Source organism: Arthrobacter alpinus, from assembly GCF_001445575.1.
Classification (GTDB): Bacteria; Actinomycetota; Actinomycetes; order Actinomycetales; family Micrococcaceae; genus Specibacter; species Specibacter alpinus_C.
The window spans coordinates 2,657,320-2,683,244 of the sequence record NZ_CP013200.1; the positions used below are offsets into that span (position 1 = coordinate 2,657,320).

Sequence of the window (25,925 nt, forward strand, 5' to 3'; positions counted from 1 at the left end):
AGATACTTTTGGGTCACTCGTCGCCGGCAGCGCCCTCGCGGGTGCTGCGAAGGTGAGGAATTGGTCAATCTAGGTGGCGGAGGGGCGGAAGGTTGCGCCGCCGTCGGTGGAGACTTGGATGCCTGTGGTCGTGGCTGCCCAGATCGTTAGCTCGCCCGTGTCGCTTTCAATGGCGGTGAGGGCTTCAATCTGTCCATTGATCTGCCCCGCGATGGTCCATGTCAGTCCGGTGTCGGGGGAGATGAAAACGCTGCCGTCCGGGGCGATGCCGACGGCGTCAGTGGGGGCCGTGCCGGCGGATCTGACCATGGCTGCATATTGGATGATCGGGCTTTTCGGAACCGTTTGCCAGGTTGTTCCGCTATCGGTGGAGCGCTGGACCCCTTTCTCGGTCGTGGCCAGCACGACCGTTGAGGCCGGGCTGCCGGCCAGGACAGCTGGGACAAACGTTGCCGTTGAGGTGGTCCAGGTCTTCCCGTCGGTGCTGGTGCGCAGTTGACCGTCGAAGGCCACAATTGTGTGGCCGCTGACGGTGAGTGCGTGGAAGTCGGACTCGCCAGCCCTGGAGACCGACTCCCAGGTCTTTCCGGCATCGTCAGATCGTATGAGTCCGACAGGGTTCGGCAGCGGGGACCCGGGGCCGGGGTGGCCGGAAGCGTAGAAAACGTTTGATTCGGCTGTGTCCGTGAATCCCATCAGGTCAATGGTGGTGTCACTGATCTTGACGGCAGGATCACTGGTGGCGTCATACAAGCCATCGTGGGTGGCCAGCAGGATCCTCGAGGATTCCGGGTCGATGCTGATGCCGTGAACATGGCTCAGTGCCGAGGTCTGCGGGCTTGGCTCCGCAGCTGGGGACCCGGTGCTGGCGCATCCTGTCAGGAGCAGAGGGAGCGCCAACAATGAGACTGCGGCGGATCGGCGGGCACGAAAAAGGGAAGTGCGGGGTTGCAAGGGGGACTCCAAAGAAGACGGGGGAAGAAGGGATGGCCGGTGGTGGATCCGAAGATTTTCAGATCCACCACCAAAATAAGTACTGAGCCGGACCTACAGGGTGGCGAGCAGGTCCTGCATGGCCTTGATCTCGGTCTCCTGGGAGGAAACGATGCTCTTGGCCAGGGCCACAGCATCGGCGTCATGGCCGTCAGCGACCTCGGTTTGGGCCATCTCCACGGCTCCTTCATGATGGGCGATCATCTGGGTGAGGAACAGCTTGCTCGCCTCCTGGCCCTCGGCGGCGTTGAGTTTGTCCAAGTCGGCCGAGGTCATCATGCCGTTCATCGAGTGGCCACCTGCCATGGCCGTTGGTTCGGACCACCCGGTCAGCCAGGTGGTCATCTTCTCGATTTCCGGGTCTTGGGCGGCCTTGATTTCTTCGGCCAGTGCCGTGATCTTGGCGTCGAGGTCGGTCTTGGTGAGCATGATGTCGCTCATTTCCACGGCTTGGACGTGGTGGGGGATCATCATTTGGGCGAACATCGTGTCAGCGGCATTGTGATCAGTGCCGGTGACTGACGATTGCGTTGATGTGGCCGTGGAGCCGTGGTCCATGCCGGGCATGGACCCGCCGTCAGTCCCTGTGGAACAACCGGCCAGGGCGATCATGGCGGCAACAATGGTGGCGGAAACGATCAGTGATTTCTTCATAACAAAACAGTCCTTCACTCAAACTCTTCGAATTTTGGCAGTCGCACCCGTTCGAGGGCGCGTCAATGAGTGCCCGTGAAAGTTCCACGGGCGGATTCATCGGATTACGTTCTGCTGATCGAGAGTTTCTCAAGTGATGGAGGATCGGGAATGCGATCCGACGATTTGTGCCCCGGAGCGACGGCGAATCCTGTTCCGGGCGCATGGGTGCTCAGTGTTCCCGGCAGTGGAAGGTTGAGCACCGGGGGGCTCACCGTGGGCGTGCAGTCTCCGTGCATTGCCATGGAGGCGGCGCAGCCATCGGAGGAGCACTCGCATTCGGGTGCGGCGTTGACTTGTCCCAGTGCGGAGGCACTGGTCGAGTGGCCAGCTTCTGCAGCGAGGTGGACAGGGCTGCTTGAGTGCTTGGTCATGGCCTGTTCCATCATCGCGGCACTCATGCCGGAGTGTGCCGAGGCGACTGCTGGTGCACCATTGACCACATGCATTCCCATGATGCCGCCAATAATGGCAAGCACGACGGCGAGCAACCCGCCCCAGCGCAGAAAGGCTCCCGCAGTGGGGGCGTTATTGGGGAATCGCATTGTGGGGTCCTTTCTGTCCATCAGATCGGTTGCGTAAATCGTTGTGTAGTGTACGGGGGCAATCTGGGTGATTGCTGCGAGCCGATTATCGGACGTCGGCGGGGTTGAGCTTGAGCCGGCGGAGCAGCTGGGCATTGAGTGCCACCACAATCGTGGACAATGACATCAACACCGCCCCGGCGGCGGGGGAGAGCACGATTCCGGCGAAGGCCAGGACCCCGGCGGCCAGGGGGACAGAGATGATGTTGTAGCCGGTGGCCCAGATCAGGTTTTGCCACATCTTGCGGTAGCTGGCGTGGGAGAGATCCACCATGGACAGCACTGCCCGGGGGTCGTTGCCGGCGAGCACCACACCGGCCGATTCCATGGCGACATCGGTGCCGGCACCGATCGCGATGCCAACCTCGGCCCGGGCCAGGGCAGGGGCGTCGTTGACGCCGTCGCCGACCATGGCCACCTTCAGCCCCCGGGCTTGTAGCTCGGCGACTTTCTGGTCCTTGTCCTGGGGCAGGACCTCGGCGAACACCTCGTCGATGTGCAGCTCTGCAGCTACGGCTGTGGCGACTTGGCGGGCGTCCCCGGTGATCATGGCGACCTTGATGCCACGGTTTTGCAGGGCCGCAATGGCTTGGCGGGACTCCTCACGGACTTCATCCTCCAGCGCGACGGCACCAATGACGGATCCGTCCCTGATCACGTGCAAAATGGATGCACCACGTTCCTTCCAGGACGCGGTCGTATCCATGAAGCCTGCGGGCTCTGATGCTCCGAGTTCTGCGAGCAGGGCCGGTCCGCCCACTGCAGCCTTGACTCCGTTGACGACGGCCTGGACGCCGCGTCCGGTCAGGGACTGGAAACCCGACGCGGCCACGGCCGGATAGCCGGATTGTTTGGCAGCGGCGATGATCGCCCTGGCGACCGGGTGTTCGCTATCCGATTCAACAGCGGCGGCAAGGGCCAACAGCTCATCCGTTGTGACGCCGTCGGCCGCTACTACGCCGGTGACGGCGGGTTCGCCCTTGGTGAGTGTTCCGGTCTTGTCGAAGAGGACGACGTCGATGGTGCGCATCCTCTCAAGTGCCATGCGGTTCTTGATCAACACACCGGCCCGGGCCGCGCGTTCGGTGGAGATGGCGATGACCAAGGGGATGGCCAAGCCCAAAGCGTGCGGGCAGGCAATGACCAGCACGGTCACGGTGCGGGTGACGGCGTCGGGAATGCTGCCCAACAGTGACCAGACAATGAAGGTAATGACGCCGGCGCCTGCGGCAAAGTAAAACAGGAACGCAGCCGCCTTATCGGCCAGGGCCTGGGCTCGGGAGGTGGATGACTGTGCTTCCGCGACGAGCCGCTGAATCCCCGCCAGGGCGGTGTCGTCCCCAACTGCTGTGACTTTGACTCGCAAGGAGTTGTCGGTGGCGACGGTCCCGGCCACGACCGGGTCCCCAATCGTGCGGGGGACAGTTTTGGATTCACCGGTGATCATGGATTCGTCGATCTCGGCGGAGCCGTCAGTGATGGTGCCGTCGGCCGGCATCCGGGCACCGGAGCGGACCAGCACGACGTCGTTCGTCCTGAGTTCGGTGATGCTGATGGTCTCGGTGCCGCCGTCGATGACCCGTTCCGCTTCATCGGGCAGCAATGCGGCCAGCGCGTCGAGGGCGCCGCGTGCTGATCCGAGGGCCCGCATTTCAATCCAGTGTCCCAGCAGCATGATGGCGACCAGCAGGGCCAGTTCCCACCAGAAATCCAAATCGAAGCCGCCGATGCCCAAACTGGTCACCCAAGAGGCGATAAAGGCCACGGTGATGGCCATGGAGATCAGCAGCATCATGCCGGGCTGTCTGGCCTTGATTTCCTGCCATCCGCCCTTGAGGAACGGCTGGCCGCCATAGAAGAAAATGACGGTTCCCAGCAGCGGCGCAATCCAGGTTGAACCCGTAAACTGCGGCGGGGTGTATCCGAGCAGGTGCCCAACCATCGGGCTGAAGAATACGACCGGGATCGAGAGGATCAGGGTCAGCCAGAACCTGTTCTTGAACATGGCGGTGCTGTGCCCGGCATGCTGGCCTGCAGTATGAACGGCATGGTCATCATGGTCCATGCCCCCGTGTCCCATGGCCGAGTGATCCATACTGGGCGCCTGTGTCTGCGTCATCGTGTGGTGTTCGTGATTGAGCTTGTTCTCGGGCGTTTCCATGGCTCTCCCTGATGGCTTGGAATGGTGGTTGTCAACCAACTTCAGAGGACCGTGTAGCCTGCAGACACAACGGCAGCGCGTATTGTTTCCTGTGTTGCCGGACCGGCGACTGTCAGGGTTGAGGTGGACCCTGCTACCAGAGTAACGGTCACTGAATCTACGCCGGCTACGGCGCGGACGGACTCCTCCACGGTCTGGACGCAATGCCCACAGGTCAGCCCTTCCAGCTCATATACCGTCCCTGATGCCTCGGATGGCTGGGCGGAAATTGTCGGAGTAGAGCAGCACGCGCAGGAACTGTCCTGGGTAGGCGTCAGGTTGAGGTCTTCACGGTTGTTGGTTCCGCACATATCGGATGAGTCCTTAGAAAGAGGATGAATTGTGCGTTGTGGGTTGAACGGCAGTGGCGACCGGAAAGATCAACGGCGGCGACAAACTACTTCACTGACAACACTCCAAATATACCCCCTAGGGGTATCTGCGTCAAGGCGTGGAAATTGTGATTTAGGCGTCACAGACAGGGAATTTGCTCATTGGGGGGAAGGTGCAGTCGAGGAGAACCGAAAAATCCACCAGTTTAGGAGTCGCTGAGGCAGGTGGAAGCTGGTCCCTAGATGGCAGGCATGGACACCCGCACAAAGCGTTGCATCTTGTTGGACGCGCCAACGTCTAGGACTGCGCCGTCAAGTTTGGTTGCGTGGTCGCGACTTCCGCTGATCACGACGCCTTCAAAGTTGCGTCCGTTCCACTCGCTGGAGGAATCGCTTCCGAGAGATGGCAAGCGACGGAGCAGGCATCGAAGGATCCTATTTCGATTCCGTCCGTGACCAGTAAAGTCCCTGCTTGCGACAGCTTCCTCTTCCCAAGCAGCAATGCAGTAGCCTGCCAAATGCGGCGATCGGAGGCCCAACACTAATCCGCGCCAACCCGTAGGTGTTATGTTGTTCCAAATCCGCGGAATCTCGCAATCTTTGCGTCTGTGGACGGGAAAAGGGGGAGTCCGTCCTGCTGAAAAGGGGGAGTAAAATTGGCGGAAAATTTTGACGAATTGGGGGAGTAAAAGGGGTGTTGGCCTTGAGTGCCTCTGACCTGCGAGGTATAACCGCAGGTCAGAGGCACTTTTGTGCACCGGGCCGGACTCGAACCGGCGGCCAAGAGAATCTAGCCATCTGGATGTCACGGGGTGCAGATGGCTATCAAAATTCGTGTCTTTTCGGGAATCTTCTCCCTTTTTGACTCCCACGATATGTCAGTAATCGCCGTAGTTTTCGGTTGAATTAGATGGGTAAAAGATGAGCGACGATCCAGCATCTGTTGACGTCGTTCAGCTTCACCTTCGCATATCTGCCAAATCAGGTCCATCAGCGCCACGCAATCGGGTGCAGGCCCGAGCCAATGGCTACCATTTTACGCTTGATAGATTGGTCGGTCTATTAACCGTCTCAGGCAGTCGCCCCGCCATCAGCGGGTGTCGCAGCCGCAGAATCTTCACCGTGGTATCAATCAGTGACACTGTCATTGCTCTCGCCAAGTGGAAGCCACTGGGTCAGGGCCTGCAAGATGACGTTGAGCCCAATCTCGAACTCATCACCGAAGTCGTAACCGGGTTTGAGTATGTGCTCGGTGGCAATCTCAGCCATGTGGGGGTATTCGCCGGCGAGGAACAGCTCCACGATTGGCGTAGCGACTTCCGCAGCCGTGTCTGGTCCGCTGAAGGGGAGTGCGGCCTCCTGGAGGGCGAATCCGTAGATGTAGCTATCCAGCAGGGAGTAAGCATGCGCCGTCAGGGCCACCGAAAACCCTGCGTGTCGCAGCACGCCAAGGGTTGCGTCATGGTGGCGGAGCGTTGCCGGGCCAGGGGACGTCCGGGACTCCAGCAGTCCGATGGCCCACGGGTGGCGTCGCAGTGCCTGGCGGACGGAGTCGGCGCGGCGGCGCATCTCGGACTGCCAGCCACCCCGGGTGGAGGGTAGCTCGATTTCACTGAAAACCATGTCAATGATGGCGTCAAGGATCTCGCCCTTATTGGCCACGTAGTAGTAAAGCGACATTGGCTTGACGCCCAGGGCCTGCGCGAGCGAGCGCATGGTTAATGTTGCGATGCCCGACTGGTCGGCGATCTGAACAGCGCCTTCCAGTACCCGTTCCCGACTAAGCGGCGGACGGTCCCGGATCGGCTCAACAATTTCTTCCACGATCATGGACCAAGACTATCGTATTTTCGTACGCCGTAAGATAGAGTGACTTACTAAGTAAGGTGCGAAATGGATTGAAAGGAAACCATCGTGATGAGCCATGCTGGGAACGAGGAAAGCAGTCAGGGTTCTGACCATCAGGTAAGGGACGAAGCTTCGATGCGTGCCATCGTGCGGGAGCGCTATGGCGATGCTGGTGTCCTCCATGTGGCGCACGTTGACCGCCCGGATGTGAAGGACGATGAAGTGCTCGTGCGGGTCCAGGCCGCGGGTCTGGACCGCGGGACTTGGCATTTGATGAGCGGCCGGCCGTACGCCATGCGGCTCGTTACCGGGCTCCGTCAGCCAAAGAACCCGACGTTGGGTCTGGATCTCGCCGGGACAGTCGTGGCGGTCGGTGCGGCAGTGACCCGGTTCGCAGTCGGCGACGCCGTCTTTGGCTTCGGCCAAGGATCGTTTGCCGAGTTCGCGGCAGCCAAGGAAGCCAAACTGGCCTTGAAGCCGGCAGGCTTGTCCTTTGAGCTGGCCGCCGTCATCCCGGTGTCTGCGGTCACTGCGTTGCAGGCGCTGCGCGACGTCGGGCGCGTTCAAGCTGGACACAAGGTCTTGGTCACCGGGGCTTCTGGCGGTGTGGGCAGCTATGCGGTGCAAATAGCAAAGGCCTTTGGCGCCGAAGCCACCGGCACCTGCAGTACCGCAAAGATCGACTTTGTCGGCTCCCTCGGGGCCGACAAGGTGATCGACTACACCCGGGTGGACTTCGCCGACGGCAGTCAGCATTATGACCTGATCATAGACTTCGCCGGAAATCCGTCGCTATCCCGGCTTCGCCGCGCGCTCACGTCGACCGGCACGGCGGTCGTCGGAGGAGGCGAACAGGGCGGCAACTTCACCGGAATGGGCCGCCAGCTGCGGGCCCTAGCCATATCGCCGCTGGTATCCCAACGGCTGACCATGTTCGCCGCCAAACAACGCGCAGCAGACCTTGAAGAAATTACCGGCCTCATCAATGCCGGCAAGGTGACGCCGTGCCTGGACAGGGCCTTCCCGCTGGAGGAGGCGGCGGAGGCCATGCGCTACCTCGAAAGCGGCAAAGCACGCGGAAAAGTTGCCATCACACTTTGAATACACCGATGGCGGGCATCCCGGAATCTCCCGAACTGTGGCACTGAAGGCATCGAAATGAGCAAAAGAGCAGCACTAATAGCCGGTGGTGGGTCCGGCGAGCATTTGGTCTCACCTGTCGCTGCCGGTGGCTCGTGGATAGCCTCACGCACCGTGAGCTCGCGCCTTATTGGCGCGTTCTTCCTAGCCGGGTTTCTCACCTATGGGGTGGGATTCGCGCTGGTCTCGTCGGTGATCAGCGCTCCCGACCTTCTCTCGAGTATTGCCGCCCATCAGGCACCCCTGGTGATAGGTGCTTTTCTGATGTTGTTGAACACCGTCGTGGATGTCGGAAAGGCAGTACTATTTTTCCCGATCCTGGAGCGTTACGGCAGGAGAACGGCGATCGCCTACCTAGCCGCAATGATTGTAGAGGTGGTCGTCCTAACCGTGGGCGTGCTGAGCCTGCTAATGCTCAGCCCCATCGCCCACCAAGGCGCCATTGCCGGACAAGAGGCGTGGGCTGGCGGGCTCGGGTCACTCGCCGTGCAGGCCAACGCCACGGCGTACCAGATCGCCGAAATGACCCTGGCTTTGGGGTGCATGTTTCTGTTCTCTCTGCTGCTACGCAGCGGACTCATTCCGCGATTCCTTTCGGTATGGGGTTTGGCGGGCTACGCGTTGCTGTTGGTTGGCGAAATCGCCGAGATTTCCGGTCTTCCCATCAGCCTCGCCCTCTCAATCCCCGGAGGTTGGCTTGAGGTGACGTTGGGTTTATGGCTCATCTTCAAGGGGTTCTCTCCCATGGCCTATGCCCCAATGTCCGCTGATCAGGGCAGTCGCCGGATGGTGCAGGTAACGACGACGGCGGCAATTAGCTACGGATTGCCCTCACCATTTCTGCCAACAAGTTAGCGAGTACGGACATGAGGCGAACAAGCACGACTGACATGGCCGGGCGAAGCGTCCTGGTCACCGGGGGTACCGGAGGCATCGGCAAGGCAACCGCCGTCGGCCTAGCCAAGCTGGGCGCAAACGTAGCCATTACCGGGCGGGACCCGGGACGCCTTGAGAAGGCAGTGCGGGAGATTCGTGCCGCCGGAAACGGAAAGGTGGACGGATTCGCCGCCGACATGGCCTCCCAGACGGAGGTGCGGCGGCTGGTTGGGGAAGTCCTCCATCAGCTGCCCCGGCTTGAGGTGCTCGTCAACAATGTCGGCGGCTATTGGAATACCCGGCAAGTGACCGCCGACGGGCTGGAGCGGACGTTTGCCCTGAATTACCTTGCGCCGTTCCTGCTCACCAACCTGCTGCTGGGGCGGCTCAAGGAATGTACCCCGTCGCGCATAGTCACTGTGTCCTCCCACGTGCAAGCCACTGGGCGCGTCGATTTCGACGACCTCCAAGGCGAACGGGACTATTCCGGTGCGCGCGCCTACAGTCAATCCAAACTCGCTACCGTCCTCTTTACCCACGAATTGGCACAAAAACTCCAAGGTAGCCGGGTCACCGCCAACGCTTTGCACCCGGGAGTGGTCAGTACAGCGTTTGGGGCTGAGGACCCAGGCGCCGTCCAACGCCTTTTCCTGCCTGTCATGCGGCCGTTCATGAAGACTCCTGCTAGAGGCGCGGCCACGTCTATCCATGTTGCGTCAGCGCAGGAATTGGAACAGGTGACGGGTTGTTACTTTGCCAACAGCAAGCCCAAGAAATCCTCGCAACAAAGCTACGACAATACCGTCGCAAAACGCCTCTGGCAAGTGAGCGCCGATTTGGTCGGACTGGAATCAGTCCCCTGAAGCGCAAACAAGACATGTTACGAGTAGTGCCCTCACGGTGGCAGCGTCGAGTGGGCAGTTTTCGTCAGCTGGCGCTGGGGTCAACTTAACTGGGCGCCTCAACATCTGCCCTTGGCGTGGTGGACCGCTTCTGTTCAGCTTTGAACAAGACGTCGAGAATCGCACCGACCGAGATTTCATCGAGACCTTCCCGACGGAGTGGCAGGGTCGGATTCACCTCGTAGAAGTTGCGGCTGCCTACCCGGCTGCGGGTCAGGTAACCTCCCTCTACCAAGTCCGACACGATCCGGTGTGCCGCCCGCTCCTGGACTCCCACGCTGTCTGCGATCTCACGGATCCGGATGCCCGGGTGGAGCGCGACGCAGTAGAGCGCATGCAGGTGATTGGTCATGAATCCCCATTTAGTCATGTTATCCATCCTATCTGCTATTAGGGACATGTATCCATTGACATGTCTTTTATAGCAGGCATACCCTTGCTCATGTCGGCTAAAAAGCTTCCCCGCCGACATGCGTCGCGGATCTGAACGGATTGGAGACGCAAACCTCATTTGGGACGCTGGCGTCACCCACGTGAAAGTGGCTGGCACCCCGGCGCATGGAAGGACTTCTCATGGAGCGACAGTTCCCCTACCCCCTCGTTCTCGACGGCGAGTATTCCCACCATCTGAGCCGTTGGCTGTGGCTCCTCAAGTGGCTGTTGGTCATCCCGCACGTCATCGTGCTGTTCTTCCTGTGGATCGCGTTCCTTGTGCTGTCGGTGGTCGCGTTCTTCACGATCCTGGTCACGGGCCGGTACCCGCGGGGAATCTTTGACTTCAATGTCGGCGTGCTGCGCTGGAGCTGGCGGGTCGGCTACTACTCCTACAGTGCGCTGGGTACCGACCGCTATCCGCCGTTCAGTCTGGCCGATGATCCGAACTACCCGGCACGGCTGACCGTGGAGCATCCACAGTCGCTCTCACGCGGGCTTGTGTTGGTGAAGTGGTGGCTGCTCGCGCTGCCGCACTACCTGATCATCGGCGTCTTCACTGGTGCTGCTTTCGCCGGGTACAGCCAGGTGCGTGATAACAACGCCTGGGCCTACGGCAGTGGTCTGATCGGTCTGCTGGTCTGCATTGCCGGCATCGTCTTGCTGTTTGCTGGCCTCTACCCCCGCGGTCTATTCGACATCATCATGGGACTGAACAGGTGGGTGTTCCGCGTCAGCGCCTACGCAGCACTGATGACCGACCAGTACCCGCCGCTCCGCCTCGACATGGGCGGCAATGACGTGTCAAAATCCGCGGACGCACCCATCGGCCTTGGACCGGATCCACTGCCAGCAAGCTGACATGATCCCGCACCCACAGCCGCGCCCGACAGTTCTCAACCGGCCAATCCAGCTTCGAAGGAGCACACCATGGCCACCAACACCCACACCACCTCGCCCCTCAGCCCGTCAAGCTCGAGACGCCGAATGTCACCGATAAGAAAGATCTCGCTGACCGTCGGCGTGCTGTACGTCATCACGTTCGTTTCCATCCCCACCTTGGCACTTTACAAGGCGGTGAAGGATGATGCAGGCGCCTTCGTTCTGGGCGCCGGCAGCACCACCGGGGTGCAGTGGGGTGCCCTGTCCGAGGTCATCGTCGGCCTAGCCGGCATCGGCACCGCCGTGGTGCTATACCCCGTGGCAAAGCGGGTCAGCCAAACCGCCGCGCTGGGGTTCGTGGCCGCCCGACTTATCGAAACCTGTCTCATCTTTGTGAGCGTCGTCAGCCTGCTCTCGATCATCACGCTGCGCAACGACGTCGCGGGAACGGCAAACGCGGACCCGGCGACACTTGCCACAATGGCCCACAGCCTGATGGCAAACTACACTTGGACGTTCCTGCTCTCGCAGAGCCTGATGCCCGTAGCATGTGACCTATTCCTGGGTTACGTGCTGTACCGCTCGGCCTTGGTGCCCCGCTTTTTCCCGATCATCGCATTCATCGGAGCCCCGCTGCTGCTGGTCTCCGACATCGCGATTTACTTTGGCATCTATGCCGCGGTGTCGTCAATTGCTCTTTTCGCCGCACTGCCCGTCGCCGTGTTCGAACTCTCCCTCGGCATCTGGCTGATCGTCAAGGGCTTCAAGCCCACACCGCTGACCGTTGACTACCCACCAACCCGTCACGATCATCCCAATACCCAAGCAACGGCGAAGCCATGAACACCCGCACCGCCACGAGCCGCGTGGGATCTGCCATGCCGGAGCTATCGCACTTTCGAATGAACCTGATGCGCGTCGGCTACCTCTTTATGGGCGTGGGCCTGGTCATCGTCAAGTGGCCCCTGCTCCTGCATGCCAGCTCCCTGCCGCTGTTCGAAGGCGTGGTCACCTGCCTACTCACTGCTATGTCCCTGTTGGCCTTCCTCGGGCTGCGCTACCCTGTTCGGTTGCTGCCCGTCCTGCTGTTCGAGTGCGTCTGGAAGCTCATCTGGCTCGCAGTAGTCGCCCTGCCTGCGGTCCTCGCCGGCGACGTCGACAACGCTACCGGCGCTGTGATCTTCAACTGCTCGCTGGTCGTCATCATCCTGGCCGTCGTTCCATGGCGTTACGTATGGCAACGCTACGCGATGGCGGAGGGTGACCGGTGGCACTGATGTCCGGCAACCAAGCCCCGAGTTCCGACCCGATCCAAGCAACGGTAGGCATCAGCGATCCCTTAAGCGGCAAGGGTCAGCGTCTCGTTGAGATTGCCAAGGTTTTGGCCTTCGCCGTCGTGTGGGTAGCCCTAGGCGCAGGCGTGGCAGGCCTCCTACCTTGGGTCGTCATCGTGCTGTTGCTCGTCGGAGTCCGACGTCGGCCATTGCCGACGGCGTTCAGTCGCGATACGGTCTCCTTCGCACACCGTTGGCCGGGGAAGCTGCTGGTCGCAGGTGGACGAGTAGTACAGGAGCCCTTCCCGTGAACACCGGCAGTACCAGCAACGGTCCCATGACGCAGCATCTGTCCGTTCCAGGCGGAATGATCGCGTACGACATCCAGGGCATGGGACCCCTCGTGCTGCTCGTTCCCGGAATGGGTGACCTCCGGGCTGCCTACCGGTTTCTCACACCCGCAATCGTGAGCGCCGGCTACACGGTCGCTACTGTCGATTTACGCGGGCACGGTGACAGCGATCCCTCGTTCCCTGCCTACGGGGATGTCGAGACAGCGGCAGACATAACCTTGCTACTGCAAAAGCTAGGAGCCCCGGCCGTCATCGTCGGGAACTCAATGGGCGCGGGCGCCGCCGTGATCGTAGCAGCTGAGACCCCGAACCTCGTCGTCGGTCTCGTCCTCATTGGACCATTCGTGCGGCAGCCTGCCTCCAGCACGGCGTTCTCCCGACTTGTTCTGCGCCTGCTAATGGCGCGCCCATGGGCTGCAGCCGCCTGGAAGGCCTACCTGCCGAAACTCTACGCTGGCAACCGACCGACGGACTTCGCTGACTACCTGGCCGCCGTAATAACGTCCATCAAGCGCCCCGGCTACGCACGAGCATTCAGCCTGACCACCCGCACGGATCACAGGCAGGCAGGTACGAGCCTGCTTGCCGTTACTTCACCCACGCTCGTTGTCATGGGCGAGAGGGACCCCGACTTCCCAGACCCGAAGGGTGAGGCCGACTGGATCAGTCGTACCCTGGGCGGGGCTACCGTGATGATCGAGGATGCCGGCCATTACCCGCAGTCACAGCAACCGGAACGCACGTCGGCCGCCATCATTCGGTTCCTCCGAACAATTGCCTGACTACTGACTACTGACTACGGCGAGTCAGACGTTGGGCTCCATTCAGGAATTGTGGAAAGGTTCCGATGACCAAAAGCACCACTAGCATCATTCAGCTAGCCAATATATCGGTGTCAACAAGATATCGGGAGCCATGGTCCAATTCTCCCATGCACCACTTGATGCGCGTGGATACGGTCTCGAAGCCTCTTTCCGTCCCATCCTAAAAGGAAGCCATCATGAAAACGCCCCAACGTCTAGCAAGAATTGCGGGGGGTTCTTTATCTCGCCGTTGCTATCCTCTCCGGCTTCGCCGTCGGATTAGTGCATCCCAAAGTGTACGTAGCCGGTGATGCAGCCGCCACGGCCCAAAACATTGCCGCCAACGAGGGCCTGTTCCGCCTCGGGTTCCTGGCAGATCTGACACAATCCGCCTGCATGCTGCTGGTCGCTATGGCCTTGTGCCTGCTGTTCCAACGCGTCAACAAGAACGTGGCCCGAGCAATCGTGATTTTCGCCGCAGTCAGCGCTGCCATCCAGTGCCTGAACCTGGCACCACATCTTGCGGCACTGAGGCTAGCCACCGACTCCTCTTATGCGACCGCGTTCGGCCCAGACGGGGCAAACGCTCTGGTCCTGCTCCTGATGGACCTCCAGCACTCCGGGTTCCTTATCGCACAGGTCTTCTTCGGCCTCTGGTTGCTGCCGATGGGCTACCTCGCGTTCACCTCGGGCATGTTCCCCAAGGCGCTGGGTGTGTTGCTGATGATCGCGTGCTTCACCAACCTAGCCCACCTGCCCTTCGCGTTCCTGTGGCCCGAGGTCGGCACAATGCTCACCCCGTTCGTGGCCATTCCGACCACACTTGCCGAGGTCTGGATGGTCTTGTACCTGCTGATCAGGGGAGTGAAAGTACCTAAGCAGAACACCCAAGTTTCCGTCCCGTCCTGAGTCGCATGGCCAGTGATTCGGTGACAAACACGCCGACCACCGCCGGTGCTTCCGTCCCTTTACAGACGACTTTGTACGTCTTATTGGCTCAGCGTCTCCACCCAAGACTTACCGAATGCACTGCATGCCGATGCGGTGAACAGTGCTACCTCGAATATCCACGCGCCATCCCCCTCGCAGTGAAAACCAACCTCGCCCCGATCTCACCGCCATCCCCTTGCGGTGAGAGGCCATTTTCACCTGCCAGCACCGTCCCGCCAAGGGTTCCCGCTACGGACTGGCTCTGGACGGCTTCCATTGGCAAGCTGCAATCCAGTGGCTACCTGATTCAACTCGCCCTTAGCGTACGATTTTTCCGTTTTCTGCGGCGCTCCAGAGATGCCCGCAGGCTACAATCGTGCACCTCCGCACGGCTCACCGTCAGCTGGTGGCGCGGTTGGCTAGTCGGGCGCGCACCCGGTGAAGGTGCGGCATGATCCCGTAGATGACGATGGGAACGGCGACCGTTGCCAGTACGAAGGTGCGCATTACAGGGTGGAGAGTGGCCAGCAGTTCGCCGAACACCAGATTGATCACTGTCAGAGTCGGGAATACGGCGAGCCAGATCATCAGTGCCAGCTGGTGTTTTGTCGGGGGCGCAGGGCGGGTGGTCGTGGAGGGATTGGACATGAGTGCTCCTAAGAATCATTTTTTGCTTGGCGTTGGTTTGTTGAAGTAGAAAGTGGGTTTAGAAGCCCAGGTTGAAGGCTTTGACGTAGTCCAGTACGTTGCGCTCGACGAGGTCGGCGTTGATTGCCGCGGCGGATCCTTCTCCGGCTGCGGTGATTACCTGAGCGCGGGGATTGGCTACTTTGCCGGCTATCCACACACCGGGGACCGTAGTCTGGCCTGTGCTGTCTTTGACGGCCCACCCGGTGTCATCAACAGCGGCAGTTGGCTCCGTGAGGGTTACCGGGGCGCGCCGTCATCCGATGGTCAGCCGGGCGGGAGGTGGCCGGTCAGGCCGTGTTCGTAGGCGAAGATGACGGCGTGCACGCGGTCGCGCAGGCCGAGTTTCATCAGGATGCGGCCCACGTGGGTTTTCACGGTTGATTCGGCCACGAACATTTGTTCCGCGATCTCCGTGTTGGTGAGTCCGCCGGCGATGGCCGTGAGGATTTCCCGTTCCCTCGGGGTGAGAGCCGTGACGGCTTCGTCGCCCCCGGAGGGCGGACCGGAGGGAAGCCTTTGGCTGAAGAGGTCCAGCATCCTGCGGCTGACCCTTGAGGAGATGGCGGCGTCTCCTCCGGCGACGGCCCTTATGGACGCGAGCAGCTCAGCTGGTCCCACATCCTTGAGTAGAAAGCCGCTGGCGCCGGCCCGGAGCGCCGCGAAGGCGTACTCGTCGAGATCGAAGGTGGTGAGAACAATGACGCGTGACTGCGGGCACTCCTCGGCGATCAACTCGGTCGCGGCGATGCCGTCCATGCCGGGCATGCGAACGTCCATCAGCACCACGTCCGGCGCCAGGGTACGACACATGTCGATGCCAGACCTGCCGTCAGCGGCTTCGCCAACGACGTCGACCCCGGGGTGGGCATCAAGCACCATCCGGAATCCCGTTCGGACAAGGGTCTGGTCATCAACGAGCAGCACCCGGATCGGGGGCAGGACAGTTACCGTTTCCATGAGATTCCCTCCGGCGGCGGGAAGTGTGCGGTCACAGACCATCCCCGGCCGGGCAGAGGACCTGCCTGCACCGTGCCGCCATACAGTGCGACGCGCTCACGCATGCCCACAATGCCACGCCCGGTACCGTCGGCAGGAACGCCCTCTGGTTGCCCGTCGTCGGTCACCGAAACCATGATCGCCTGCGTGCTGAACTCCACACGGACCGCGACCGCTGTTGCGGCTTTCGAGTACTTAAGCGCATTGGTGAGCCCTTCCTGGATCACCCGGTAAATAGCCAACTGGATTCCTGGGTCGGCAGGAGGGACACCGACCGACTGCAGGACCACCGGTAAGCCGGTAGAACGGAAAAGCTCCAGCAGTGCCGGGACGTCCCCCACCCCGGGCGCAGGCGCCACGACGCCGGCCGATTCCCCGGTGTTGCCTTCGGTCAGGACTCCGAGCATCCGGCGCATGTCCGCCACCGCCGTGCGGCCCGTCTCGGCGACCTGGCGCATGGCGTCTACGGCGCGGGCAGGATCAATCGGGGCGATCTCTGCAGAACCATGTGCCAGGGAAATCATTACCGCCAACCCGTGCGATACGATGTCGTGCATCTCCCGGGCGATCGCGTTGCGCTCAGCGGCAGCGGCAATGCTGGCCAAGTGCTGCCGTTCGCGCACCAGCCGATCGGCACGGTCCATAAGGGCGGCCACGTAGCTGCGGCGCGAGTGGACGTTGAACCCGATCAATGCTGCGATCACGAGAACGGCAATTGCCTGGCCGGCTTGGCCAAGGTCGACCAACGACCCGGGCAGGAGGACCGCGGCGAGAAAGAGGACGCCGCCGGTCCCCAGCAGGGCAACGACGGCGTGCCGCGCCGACCTGTAGACGGCGACGGCGTACAGTGCCATGGCTGTCGCCACCGCGGCGAAGCTCCCCGGCGCCGGGAACGTGATGAGCATGATCCCGGCCGTGACGGCCAACGAAAACATCGGAGCCCGCCGGCGGAACAACAGCGCCGTGCCGGAGACCACCACAGCGAGCAACTGGAGAACGAACCCCAGTCCGTCGATGCCGTAGACGGCAACGGTCACCGCCAGGGCCGGCCCTGCGTACAAGGCAGCGACAAGGAGGTCTGTGATTCGCGGGCGGGAGCGCCATCTTCGTTGCCGGATCGGTTCGTCCGGGGGACCCGGCGTCGGTAAAGCCAGCTCCGCCGACGCCTTCAGGCGCTCCCTGTTTCCCGTCCCGGTCATGCCCGGGACTCTACCTGTCGTGACGTGCATAAAGGGCCTCCGGTCTTCACTTGGCGGGTGACGGGTAGTGCCAGCGCGGAAAATCATTGGAGTGCAAGGATCAGGTAGAGGGCGGCGAGGGCAGCTGTAACGGGGGTCATGACCAAGCGTTCGGGTTTGCTGCGGGAGAAGCCGTTCATCAGGACGCCTAGCGCGAAGTATGCCGTCATCACCCACATAGTGACGGACGTAAAGGATTCTCCTATCAACGGCGGGGCCAAGCCGGCCTTGGCCAGCGCGGCATATGCGAAGAGGGCGTACAGGCCTATGGAGACTGCACTCCCGATTCTGAGGTTGGCCGGGAGGATACGGTGTTGTCCGCCCCACGCCAACCGCCCGAGCGGAGCCCCGGCAATTAGAGCGCCCTGGAAGACGGCCAAGCCTGCCAAAAGCGCGCAGGCGAGTATCGCGGAAAGCTGATCCAACGGCATTACAAACCACTCTCCTTTGCGGTGGCGGCCAATCCGTGCCCTTGCCTGTGTCCTGCATATTCGCGAAAGCGGAGCATCATGGCGATCGCCATCAGTGGGATCATTGTTGCATGGCTGAGAGACATCAGTGTCGCGGCTGTCATAACACCCAGAAGGTAGGGGACCATGGTCAGGGCTGCGGGAAGAAGCATCACTGCCGACATTTCTACGATGGCCCGCCAGGTGTGGCGCCGGTTGCGCATGTACAGGACCATCGGCACACTCATGTTCAACGCCATGATGATGTTCGAGAGGACGGGCAGCTGGCCCCACGGGTCGTCGACTCCGGCAAGGGCCACAGCCATCTCGTAAACGGGGTCCAGTACGAACATTCCCGCGTACATCAACGCAACCATCACACCGAGGTGCTTGGCGAAGTAGACGTATCCCGGCCGGATCTTTCGGGCCTGCGCGGCCCCGACCAGGGAGGAGGGCGGGCGCTGACGGAAATCTGGGATGTACCGGGTCATTTCATCTGCCCCTCTGCCCGACGCCGGACGGCGGTGCGAATGAGCGCCGGCAGGGCGCCGGTGAGTATAGCGAGCAGCAGGCCGAGCATGATCAGGACCGGAACCCGGACAGAGGTGCCACCGGCCGGCAGCTCCAGATGCGCAGTGGGATAGTCGATCATCTTGGCTGCCGACACGGCGGTGGCACGGTCGGTATGCTGCGCCAGATACTCAAGGGCTCCATCGAAGCCGAGCACGCCGCCAGCGCCGGCAAACGCATCGACGGGCACGTTGCGGGACGCGGCCCAGTCCCTCAACTGGGGGTTGATGTCCTTGTCCCGGGCCGCGCCGGGGGCGATGACCCTGTCCACCCGAGGTGCCTGGGCTTCCGGGACGGTGAGGAGAACCATACCGTGTCTGGTGGTGACCGTCTCCGTGGCGGCGACCGGCACGGCGCGGGCAGCGAAAGACATGTTGTAGACCTCGAACGCGCTGGCGACGTCGGCTTCTCCTACTCCATTGAAGAGCCCGACGGCGATCGTCGGCCGGAACCACGGGACGAGGGCGTTGAGCCCGACGGGGATGTCAGAGGCGGCGAAGGACTGGACAGGTATTGCTGCTGACGCGGTGAGCGACCAGCCCGGATAGTTCATTAGGCGGCCGACCCGTTTGGCTTCGTCAGCGCCGGCCAGGTCCTCCATGACTTTCAGCGAGCCCGGGATGCCGGACGTGACACCGGCTGTGGTGGTGATCATGCCGTCCTGAACGTATCGCAGGCCTTCCGCCCATTGGACCTGGGGATGGCTCTTCTTCAGCGAACCCAGACGTGACCAGTGCCCTGTCGCCTTGTGCCCGTCGAGGATGCCGGTCCCGGCCAGGACGTTCGATCCGTTGCAGACGCCCAGGATGCTGGCCCCGCGGTCTGATTGCTCCACGATCCACTCCCGCATCGGCTCTTCCTCCGGCCCCTCCGGGGCGCCAACGGCCGGGACAACGACGACGTCCGGCTGCCGGGCCCTGCCCGATCGAACGTCCTCGAACGTGTACGTGGGCACTATCGCGGGACCTCCGTCAATTGGCACAGGAGCTGACTGCGCTGCAATTGTGTAGACGGAGAACTTCGGGGAGCTGGCAAACACCTCATAGGGAGCCAGAACGTCGCTCCCCACGGTGCCCGACGAGCCCAGAACAACGGCGACAACGATCGCGCCGGAGGACGAAGGCTGGTTCACCGGGAATCCTTGCAGGTTCTGCTGTGGCGGCGCAACGTGGCTTTGGGCATCAGCTACCGCTACGCCGGCGAAGGCCAGCGCAGCCACAGCGGTCAGGAATAATGCCACCGATAGAGCGGCGTGGAACAGGCGTCGTGAGCGGGAAGGCATGAGCGGGGTCTCGATTCTGTGTACGTGCGGGCTGCCACCGTGTGTGCACCCTGCGTTGCCTTTCACGCTACGGATTGCCCGATGCCCGAACATCGGTCCAGGGGACACTTCCCAGCAAGTGCATGCGGTACCGCGGTACTACGCGTGAATGTTCCATTTCGGATCCTCCGGGCGCCGCAGATGGTTCCGCACAGGGACAGATCAGATTGTGCTGACGCATCTTGAAATTCTGTGCAAAGCACTTCTGACAAATCAGACCAGTGAACACGACTCGTGACATCTGTGCACTCGACTTCTGAAAATTACACAAGTGGTTTTGAACTGGTGCCGTACAGAGTGTTCCGTTTGCCCTGTCCGATGATGCGTCCGATGCGCGGGCGGCACACGGCACAGTCGTTTACCGCGACTTCAGGTGCATGTCGGGCGCGGCAGAAGGTTTCCGCCAGCGCGCTCCGCTTCTTCAAGACTGCTTGAGGCTCCGCTGTTGCGGGTGGCAAATCCGTGGGTGTGGGGTGGGTGTCAGCGCTTTTCGTTCGAGGCTATTGACTATGGTGAGTGGGACGATCGAAGGTCCTATTGCTGCCAGTCTCTACCCGGCCGCGTTCGGGAAAGTGAGAACCGCGGAATCTAGCCAATTTTTGTGACTGAATGTTGAAAGTGATGAGCATCACGTGCTGAAAAAAGATGACCAGATACTCAGGAAAAGTCGGGTGAATTAGATGATTAAGAGATGAGTTGTGGCAATTTTGTCCCCCGCAGGCCTTGACATGCGAGGCATAACCGCATGTCAGAGGCCCTTTAGTACCCAGGGCTGGACTCGAACCGGCGGCCAAGAGAATCTCACGATCTGGATGCTGAGGGGTGCCGTTGGCTATCAAAATTCATGCATTCCCGGGACTCTTCGTCCTCTTTGGCAACTACGACATATCAGCAATCGCCGTAGTCTTGGGTTGAATTTGATGGGTAAAAGATGAGTGGCACTGCCCAAGCCTTTGACGTTATCGGGGTTTGACTGCGAAACCTTTGAAAGTAGGTTCATCAGTGGTCCTCAACCGGACATGCGCGCCACCGTCCGTCTCCACCATTTTGCGCCAGACGCCTTGGCCAGAGTAGGGGCCGGTGTGCCCCGAGATCGAGACTTTGCCAGTGGTGGTCGGGGATGCGCGCTCGGCCATGCCGATCCACCAATCGGCCGGTCGATGATTGCTCGCACGGTCGCGGATGCCGGTGCGAACCGACACGTCGTTTCAACATCCTCGCAGTCAGTTGCAGTGGCCACGCTTGGCCTCGTTCATTGAAAACTATCGGAGGTCGCGTCCCTGGATGTCTACAGCCAAAGACGAGGCTCTTTGCAAAGTTATCCCTGTGATATTTGCCTGTAGAAGCCTCGTAGGCGTCATAGCTAGGAGTCTCCGGCCGGGCACGAGGGACGGCCCCCAGCAGTCTGGGTTCACCCACTGACAAAGTGGGAGAAGTGGGTCTATAGTCAACATGTCGGCACGTGCCACTAGTGCAGATGGCTGTACTCGCGCGACGCCAGCTTTAGACGGAAACGAGTCCACCGTGGCCATCACCCCTAAGAGGCCCGCCCCGAGCTCTGACCCTAAGAACAACAGCCCGGCACATCCTTCCCGCCGAGACCCCAGGGCGAGGTGGCGCATCGGCTGGGTGGTGGCCGGGTCCTTGGCCGCCGGGCTGCTCGCAGCTCTGCTCCTTGTCGCAGCCCCCTTTATTCGGGCACAGGAGAGCGAGGTTACTGGGGCAGTCCTCTGCGGATTCGCCTTGGGCTGGGCAATGTTGGCCATCCTCTCGGTGCGATTCACCGAGCAGCCACAGCGATGGGCGGCAGTTCCGGCAGTGTTCATGGGCGTGAGCGGTCTTCTCCTCATATGGTTCGGCTCCCCGGTGGATGGGGTGCTCAGCTGGGTGTGGCCCCCGCCCTGCTGGCATTGGTGATCTGGATGTTCGTACGCGCCCGTCGGCAGCTTCACAGCTGGAGCAAAGGATGGCTGCTCTACCCAGTGATGGCGTTGTTGGCTCTTGCCTCGATCGGTGGGGTCTATCAGACCCTGGGTGCAGCGGCGGATGCCAAGGCCTACCCGATGCCTGGTCAGCTGATCGACGTCGGCGGATACAGCCTGCACCTGAATTGCACGGGCTCGGGCAGTCCCACGGTTGTGCTTCAACCGGGCGCAGGGGAAATGTCTTCGAATCACGGGTGGATTGCGCCGGCCGTGGCCGGTGACACCCGGGTCTGCGTCTACGACCGCGCGGGCCGAGGGTGGAGCGAGCCCGCTGACACCGCCCAAGACGCCACGCAGATAGCCACGGACCTCCATACCCTGCTGAAGCGCGGGAACGTCCCCGGACCGTATGTGTTGGCTGGCCATTCCTTCGGCGGACTCTATGTCCTCACTTTCGCCGCGCACTACCCGGAGGAGGTCGCGGGCATGGTGTTAATTGATTCCACGGACCGAGCGCCGGCAGACAATCCCGAAGCGCCGTCTGGAGTCCCTGGCTCCTACGACGCATTGGGCCGTGTATCGACGCTGATCTCGACCTCGGGTCGACTCGGTCTGGGCCGCCTGTACGCCCCGTTCGAGGTCGGCAGCTTGCCGCCGCGGTCGCAGGACGAGGTCAGCGCCAACATCGCGAGCCCAGGTAACCTGCGAAGCACGATCGATGAGTACGTCCAAGCAAATACCTCAATGATAGAAGCTGCGTCCCTGCGTGACTTTGCCAACAAACCACTGGTTGTCCTCACAGCTGGCATCGGCAACGACAGTAAACACCAGGCAGCACAGGACGCATTGGCCAAGCTGTCAACAAATACCGTTCATCGCACCATTGACTGGGCCAGCCACGAAGCGCTCGTTGCAGAGCAAGAGGGAGCGGCCATCACGACCCAATCGATCCTCGACGTCGTCTCATCGGTTCGGAGTTCAGGGCTGTTGGTTCAGTGAATCTAAGGCAGCCGCGAGAGCAACACCAACACTGTGACCTCACAGCTGGGTCGTAGCCACTCCTTTTTCTGCAGCATGTAAAAGTGAATGAGGTCCTGAACCTCGAGATTGCAGTAGCCATCAATCTCAACACATCGAAACTTGACCGTTCCGACGAGAACCGATGACGGAACTTGTCGAGCCGGCAAACGGGACTGGTGCCTGGAACCTGGTACGGAAAGTTGGTTGCTGCAATCAGGGCTTGATGACCAAAGTCCTGCCGACGAATATTTCGGCGTCTGGGCCGTTCAGGCCGTGGAGCCGCGCGAGGAACCGCGCATCCAGCCCGTAGTACGCTGCGATTGATCGGACGGTGTCCGGGAGTGTAATGGTCTTGGAAAGGGGGGCCGGGAATCCAGATACGTTCGCCAACCCTAATTTTGTCCGGGTTGGTTATTATGCAGAATTCTGCATAATAACCAACCCGCGCATATCATTCTGACACTGCAGTCGAATACAAGACTTGCCAGCACGCCCAACACACCCGGACGGCACCCCATCGGCGGCCCCCAACAAAGAAGTTGGGAGCAGCTCACCCCTGCTACTTGACAAACGTTCCTACATATCAGTTGATCAATCGTCATGCGGAACACAACTTCGGATCATGTACCTCACAGTGCGGTGGCGAGTGGTTGGGACCTTTTACAGTGCCCGCTGGCACACGCTGAACGTATCCGTGGCCTTACGAGCCAGATGCCGCCCATCCATGCAATCTGGCGATTGAAACTACATATCCGCGGGCGGCTGCTTCGTCGTCGAGGGATTGTGTGACGACCGGGCGTTGTCCACCATATAGACCTGTCCCTCTGGTGCTTTCTTGTGGGATTCCGTGGTGTAGAAGCGGATCTCATGTCCGTCTGGGTCTTAGAGCAACATAGGAGTATCAGTACGGTTATGCAGTTCACATCCTCAATAGACGAAAACTCTGCGTCGACCGTGGGCAATTACTTGCGCCAGTGGAGGATCTTGCTTGGGCTCAGCCAGGAACTGGTAGCCGAACGGGCCAACATTTCGCTCCCAACATTGCGACGTGTTGAACGCGGTGATAAAGGAGTGCGTCTGGGAAGCTTCTTAGCCGTCACAGAGGTGTTGAATTTGACTGGTCGTATTACCGAGGCAACCGACCCGCTGAGCACCGATTTGGGTAGGTTGAGGGCGCACCTGCTTGGGCGCAAGCGAGCGCAGAGGACTACTAAGTGAGTGTGGAGGTGTGGATCGACCAGAGGCATGTAGGCAACGTGGTGGTGGAGGTGCGGGCAGGTTTACAGAAACCGTCGCTGACTTTCACGTACCAGGATGAGTGGCTTGCTGACGGCAGAGGATTCGCCATTTCACCGGACTTGCCGCTGCAGCTGGATCCCCACACGCCAGCCCCTCACCGGGTCACTTTTCTAGCCTTTGATGATGCGGTCCCGGACAAGTGGGGCCGAGACCTGTTGGACGCCCGTGCCCGCATGGCGGCGAAAGATTCCGGCAAGCCCATTGTCGGGCCGACGGAGATTGACCGGCTGTTTGCGGTTGATGATGAGACTAGGCAGGGTGCCCTTCGATTCCGACGAGATGGTAAGTTCCTGGCCCGTGAGGGTGCACGTGCCAGCGTCCATGAATTGCAGGCACTTGCTAAAGCGGCACAGCGGTTCGCGGATAGCGGCGAGATTGACCATGAGATGGCGTGCCTCATCGGCGCTGGCTCGTCCCCGGGTGGTGCTCAGCCTAAAGCGTGGGTGAGGGGTGGGGGTGGCGAGATGCTGATGGCGAAGTTCCCCCGGGGCTCAGACAACATTGATGGCTCCGCGTGGGAACTTATGGCAATGAAACTTCAGGCTCGTGCACGAATTAGGGTTCAGCCCTCATCAATCGTTTCTCTTGGGATTGGGCACTCGGCGTTTTTGACCTATCGTTTCGATCGGCATGATGGCTCCCGTATTCCGTACATGAGCTTCAAAGATGCCTTTGCGATTCAGGATTTTGAGAACCCCTATTATGCAAGTCTGGCCAGGCGTGTCACGCACATTTCGGCCAGCCCGGATCAAGATGCGGCCGAACTATTCACGCGCGCAGCGATGCTGGCCATGGTCAACAACATTGACGATCACATGCGAAATCATGGTCTGCTGCACACCAAAACTGGTTGGCGATTGTCTCCTTCCTTTGATGTGAACCCGGCACGCCAAGGTCGCTCCAGTACCCCGCTTACGCCCCAGGATGATCCTGACAACCGCGACATCCGTCTGCTCGTGGACGCCGCAGATGAATTCAGGCTCACCCAGGCCCAGGCCGTTGAACGCATCAATGTGGTCAACGAGGCCGTGTCGCACTGGCAGGAAGATGTTGCGTCTGGCGGGATTGATCGAGCGGAGATTGCCTTTATGGAATCGGCCTTCGAGGGTCCGAATCGCCAACGTGCCGATGCGCTGCGCCCCGCGGCCGGCATCGTTATCGATACGAACTCTGCCACCGGCAGAGCAGCCAGCACCGCCAGTGGTGCTGTCTGGGTCCAGCCACAAACACGCCGCGGCAAGCTAGTGGAGGGTCACTTCAGGAGGCGCCGGCACTAGGGGCGCCACCGGAGAAGCAGTTCACCGATCATGGCCCCCTTGGTGCCAACAGGGCACGGCCCGGACGGGGGAGCGCAACGCTCAGCGTGGCGGAACGCCATTGTAGGTATATAGCAGGCGACTCCGAGCTGACAGCGCCTAACCTGAACAACTCACACTGCTGGACCCTGAAGCAGGTGGGTTTTAGCGGGCACATGTGAAGTGCAGACGGCGTTCGTGGAAACATTTGTTACGGCGGAACTCGCCCGGGAATCCGGGGCCCATGAGCGGGCCGCCGCTGAACGTGCATAATGAACAAATGACAGTTGAAATCAAAACCGACCGCCTTGCCCTGCGTCCATGGCAGGATTCCGACGTCGACTTTGTCTTCGATCTTTACTCCCGTTGGGTGGTGCAGCGCTTCATTGGCACGGAGCCGGCCGTGATGGAAAGCCGCTCCGAAGCAGTCGAGCGGCTCGAGCGTTTCAAGGCTTTGGACCACCCCGTCCATGGGATTTGGGCCGTGACCCGCAAAGAGGACGGACTGCCCGTGGGGGCGTTGCTGCTCAAGCCAATTCCCGCCTCAGGCGAGGAACCGCTGCAAGCCTCGGACGACGTCGAAATTGGCTGGCACTTCCACCCGGACCACTGGGGCAGCGGGTTTGCCTCCGAGGCGGCCACGGCAGTTCTCGAGCACGCATTTGACGCTGGCTTGGAGCAGGTGGTGGCGGTGACCAACCCCGTCAACGAGGCCTCGCAAAGTGTGTGCCGCCGCATTGGCATGGAACACCAAGGGCAGACCAAAAAGTACTACAACGCCCGGTGTGAGCTGTTCGTGATCGAGAACCCGGCAGCAGCGCAGCCCGCCAAATAGTATGCTCGGAGCCCGGGCCGGACACCTGGCCCGGGCCTTTTTATG

At 61.0% G+C, this 25,925-nt stretch carries 27 protein-coding genes; 13 read left to right on the top strand and 14 right to left on the bottom strand.

The features are described from left to right. Window positions 1-69 precede the first annotated feature (69 nt). The 6 genes from AS189_RS11710 to AS189_RS11730 form a co-directional block, all read right to left on the bottom strand. On the bottom strand, window positions 70-954 hold the full coding sequence (locus tag AS189_RS11710; RefSeq protein WP_062289007.1) for a F510_1955 family glycosylhydrolase: 885 nt from the start codon (window positions 952-954) through the stop codon (window positions 70-72). 93 nt (window positions 955-1,047) lie between these two features. Continuing rightward, window positions 1,048-1,647: a DUF305 domain-containing protein gene (locus AS189_RS11715; protein ID WP_062289010.1), complete on the bottom strand. Its 600-nt coding sequence runs from the start codon at window positions 1,645-1,647 to the stop codon at window positions 1,048-1,050. A 104-nt stretch (window positions 1,648-1,751) separates the two neighbouring features. After that, a complete protein-coding gene (locus tag AS189_RS11720) occupies window positions 1,752-2,231 on the bottom strand; it encodes a DUF6153 family protein (protein WP_062289013.1) in 480 nt (159 codons plus the stop codon). 85 nt (window positions 2,232-2,316) lie between these two features. Further along, a complete protein-coding gene (locus AS189_RS11725; RefSeq protein WP_062289016.1) occupies window positions 2,317-4,431 on the bottom strand; it encodes a copper-translocating P-type ATPase in 2,115 nt (704 codons plus the stop codon). A gap of 41 nt (window positions 4,432-4,472) precedes the next feature. Continuing rightward, window positions 4,473-4,781 carry a heavy-metal-associated domain-containing protein gene (locus AS189_RS21245; RefSeq protein WP_082634253.1) on the bottom strand — a complete coding sequence of 103 codons (309 nt, stop codon included), beginning with the start codon at window positions 4,779-4,781 and terminating at the stop codon, window positions 4,473-4,475. 1,149 nt (window positions 4,782-5,930) lie between these two features. After that, on the bottom strand, window positions 5,931-6,632 hold the full coding sequence (locus AS189_RS11730) for a TetR/AcrR family transcriptional regulator (RefSeq protein ID WP_062289020.1): 702 nt from the start codon (window positions 6,630-6,632) through the stop codon (window positions 5,931-5,933). Window positions 6,633-6,719: 87 nt separating this feature from the next. Between AS189_RS11730 and AS189_RS11735 the strand changes: the two genes are divergently transcribed. From AS189_RS11735 to AS189_RS11745, 3 genes are read left to right on the top strand one after another with little or no spacing between them, the layout of a single operon-like run. Then, entirely contained in the window at window positions 6,720-7,751 is a 1,032-nt protein-coding gene (locus AS189_RS11735; RefSeq protein WP_237759825.1) for an NAD(P)-dependent alcohol dehydrogenase, read from the top strand. Between the two features lie 57 nt (window positions 7,752-7,808). Next, window positions 7,809-8,645 (top strand): DUF4386 domain-containing protein, encoded by an 837-nt coding sequence (locus tag AS189_RS11740; RefSeq protein ID WP_062289023.1) that lies wholly within the window; start codon window positions 7,809-7,811, stop codon window positions 8,643-8,645. A gap of 11 nt (window positions 8,646-8,656) precedes the next feature. Further along, window positions 8,657-9,529 (top strand): SDR family oxidoreductase, encoded by an 873-nt coding sequence (locus AS189_RS11745; protein ID WP_237759826.1) that lies wholly within the window; start codon window positions 8,657-8,659, stop codon window positions 9,527-9,529. 85 nt (window positions 9,530-9,614) lie between these two features. Here the strand turns inward: AS189_RS11745 and AS189_RS11750 are convergent, their stop codons facing one another. After that, window positions 9,615-9,938 carry a helix-turn-helix transcriptional regulator gene (locus AS189_RS11750; protein WP_237759827.1) on the bottom strand — a complete coding sequence of 108 codons (324 nt, stop codon included), beginning with the start codon at window positions 9,936-9,938 and terminating at the stop codon, window positions 9,615-9,617. Between the two features lie 203 nt (window positions 9,939-10,141). Between AS189_RS11750 and AS189_RS11755 the strand changes: the two genes are divergently transcribed. The 6 genes from AS189_RS11755 to AS189_RS11780 all read left to right on the top strand — a co-directional run bounded on the left by AS189_RS11755 (window position 10,142) and on the right by AS189_RS11780 (window position 14,221). Beyond that, on the top strand, window positions 10,142-10,861 hold the full coding sequence (locus tag AS189_RS11755; RefSeq protein ID WP_062289028.1) for a DUF4389 domain-containing protein: 720 nt from the start codon (window positions 10,142-10,144) through the stop codon (window positions 10,859-10,861). A 69-nt stretch (window positions 10,862-10,930) separates the two neighbouring features. Then, complete coding sequence (locus AS189_RS11760; RefSeq protein WP_062289031.1) at window positions 10,931-11,725, top strand: DUF4386 domain-containing protein; 795 nt, start codon at window positions 10,931-10,933, stop codon at window positions 11,723-11,725. 35 nt (window positions 11,726-11,760) lie between these two features. Then, a complete protein-coding gene (locus tag AS189_RS11765) occupies window positions 11,761-12,159 on the top strand; it encodes a hypothetical protein (protein WP_129587255.1) in 399 nt (132 codons plus the stop codon). Then, a complete protein-coding gene (locus AS189_RS11770) occupies window positions 12,150-12,467 on the top strand; it encodes a hypothetical protein (RefSeq protein WP_062289036.1) in 318 nt (105 codons plus the stop codon). Before AS189_RS11765 ends, AS189_RS11770 begins: the two co-directional genes overlap by 10 nt. Beyond that, window positions 12,464-13,291 (top strand): alpha/beta fold hydrolase, encoded by an 828-nt coding sequence (locus AS189_RS11775; RefSeq protein ID WP_237759828.1) that lies wholly within the window; start codon window positions 12,464-12,466, stop codon window positions 13,289-13,291. The genes AS189_RS11770 and AS189_RS11775 overlap by 4 nt, the downstream gene beginning before the upstream one ends. Window positions 13,292-13,537: 246 nt before the next feature. Beyond that, a complete protein-coding gene (locus AS189_RS11780; protein WP_062289039.1) occupies window positions 13,538-14,221 on the top strand; it encodes a DUF4386 domain-containing protein in 684 nt (227 codons plus the stop codon). Window positions 14,222-14,641: 420 nt separating this feature from the next. On the opposite strand, the gene AS189_RS11785 is transcribed toward AS189_RS11780, so the two are convergent. From AS189_RS11785 to AS189_RS11810, 7 genes are all read right to left on the bottom strand, one after another. Beyond that, a complete protein-coding gene (locus tag AS189_RS11785; RefSeq protein WP_062289042.1) occupies window positions 14,642-14,890 on the bottom strand; it encodes a hypothetical protein in 249 nt (82 codons plus the stop codon). Between the two features lie 58 nt (window positions 14,891-14,948). Further along, a complete protein-coding gene (locus AS189_RS19425) occupies window positions 14,949-15,089 on the bottom strand; it encodes a hypothetical protein (RefSeq protein ID WP_202814088.1) in 141 nt (46 codons plus the stop codon). Window positions 15,090-15,196: 107 nt separating this feature from the next. Continuing rightward, window positions 15,197-15,889 carry a response regulator gene (locus tag AS189_RS11790; protein WP_062289045.1) on the bottom strand — a complete coding sequence of 231 codons (693 nt, stop codon included), beginning with the start codon at window positions 15,887-15,889 and terminating at the stop codon, window positions 15,197-15,199. Then, window positions 15,877-17,127 carry a sensor histidine kinase gene (locus tag AS189_RS11795; RefSeq protein WP_062289048.1) on the bottom strand — a complete coding sequence of 417 codons (1,251 nt, stop codon included), beginning with the start codon at window positions 17,125-17,127 and terminating at the stop codon, window positions 15,877-15,879. The genes AS189_RS11790 and AS189_RS11795 overlap by 13 nt, the downstream gene beginning before the upstream one ends. An 83-nt stretch (window positions 17,128-17,210) precedes the next feature. Beyond that, window positions 17,211-17,597, bottom strand: coding sequence for a hypothetical protein (locus tag AS189_RS11800; RefSeq protein ID WP_202814089.1), 387 nt, complete (start codon window positions 17,595-17,597; stop codon window positions 17,211-17,213). Further along, window positions 17,597-18,106 carry a hypothetical protein gene (locus tag AS189_RS11805; RefSeq protein WP_062289051.1) on the bottom strand — a complete coding sequence of 170 codons (510 nt, stop codon included), beginning with the start codon at window positions 18,104-18,106 and terminating at the stop codon, window positions 17,597-17,599. Before AS189_RS11805 ends, AS189_RS11800 begins: the two co-directional genes overlap by 1 nt. Further along, window positions 18,103-19,467 (bottom strand): DJ-1/PfpI family protein, encoded by a 1,365-nt coding sequence (locus AS189_RS11810; RefSeq protein WP_062289053.1) that lies wholly within the window; start codon window positions 19,465-19,467, stop codon window positions 18,103-18,105. The genes AS189_RS11805 and AS189_RS11810 overlap by 4 nt, the downstream gene beginning before the upstream one ends. A gap of 1,889 nt (window positions 19,468-21,356) precedes the next feature. Here AS189_RS11810 and AS189_RS11825 point away from each other — a divergent pair. The 4 genes from AS189_RS11825 to AS189_RS11840 all read left to right on the top strand — a co-directional run bounded on the left by AS189_RS11825 (window position 21,357) and on the right by AS189_RS11840 (window position 25,880). Further along, entirely contained in the window at window positions 21,357-22,430 is a 1,074-nt protein-coding gene (locus tag AS189_RS11825) for an alpha/beta fold hydrolase (RefSeq protein ID WP_202814090.1), read from the top strand. A 933-nt stretch (window positions 22,431-23,363) separates the two neighbouring features. Beyond that, the gene (locus AS189_RS21250; protein ID WP_062289064.1) at window positions 23,364-23,669 is read left to right on the top strand and encodes a helix-turn-helix domain-containing protein; all 306 of its coding nucleotides are present in this window, start codon (window positions 23,364-23,366) and stop codon (window positions 23,667-23,669) included. Then, window positions 23,666-25,027, top strand: coding sequence for a type II toxin-antitoxin system HipA family toxin (locus AS189_RS11835; protein WP_062289066.1), 1,362 nt, complete (start codon window positions 23,666-23,668; stop codon window positions 25,025-25,027). Before AS189_RS21250 ends, AS189_RS11835 begins: the two co-directional genes overlap by 4 nt. Window positions 25,028-25,325: 298 nt before the next feature. Further along, entirely contained in the window at window positions 25,326-25,880 is a 555-nt protein-coding gene (locus tag AS189_RS11840; protein WP_062289069.1) for a GNAT family N-acetyltransferase, read from the top strand. The last annotated feature ends 45 nt before the right edge of the window (window positions 25,881-25,925 follow it).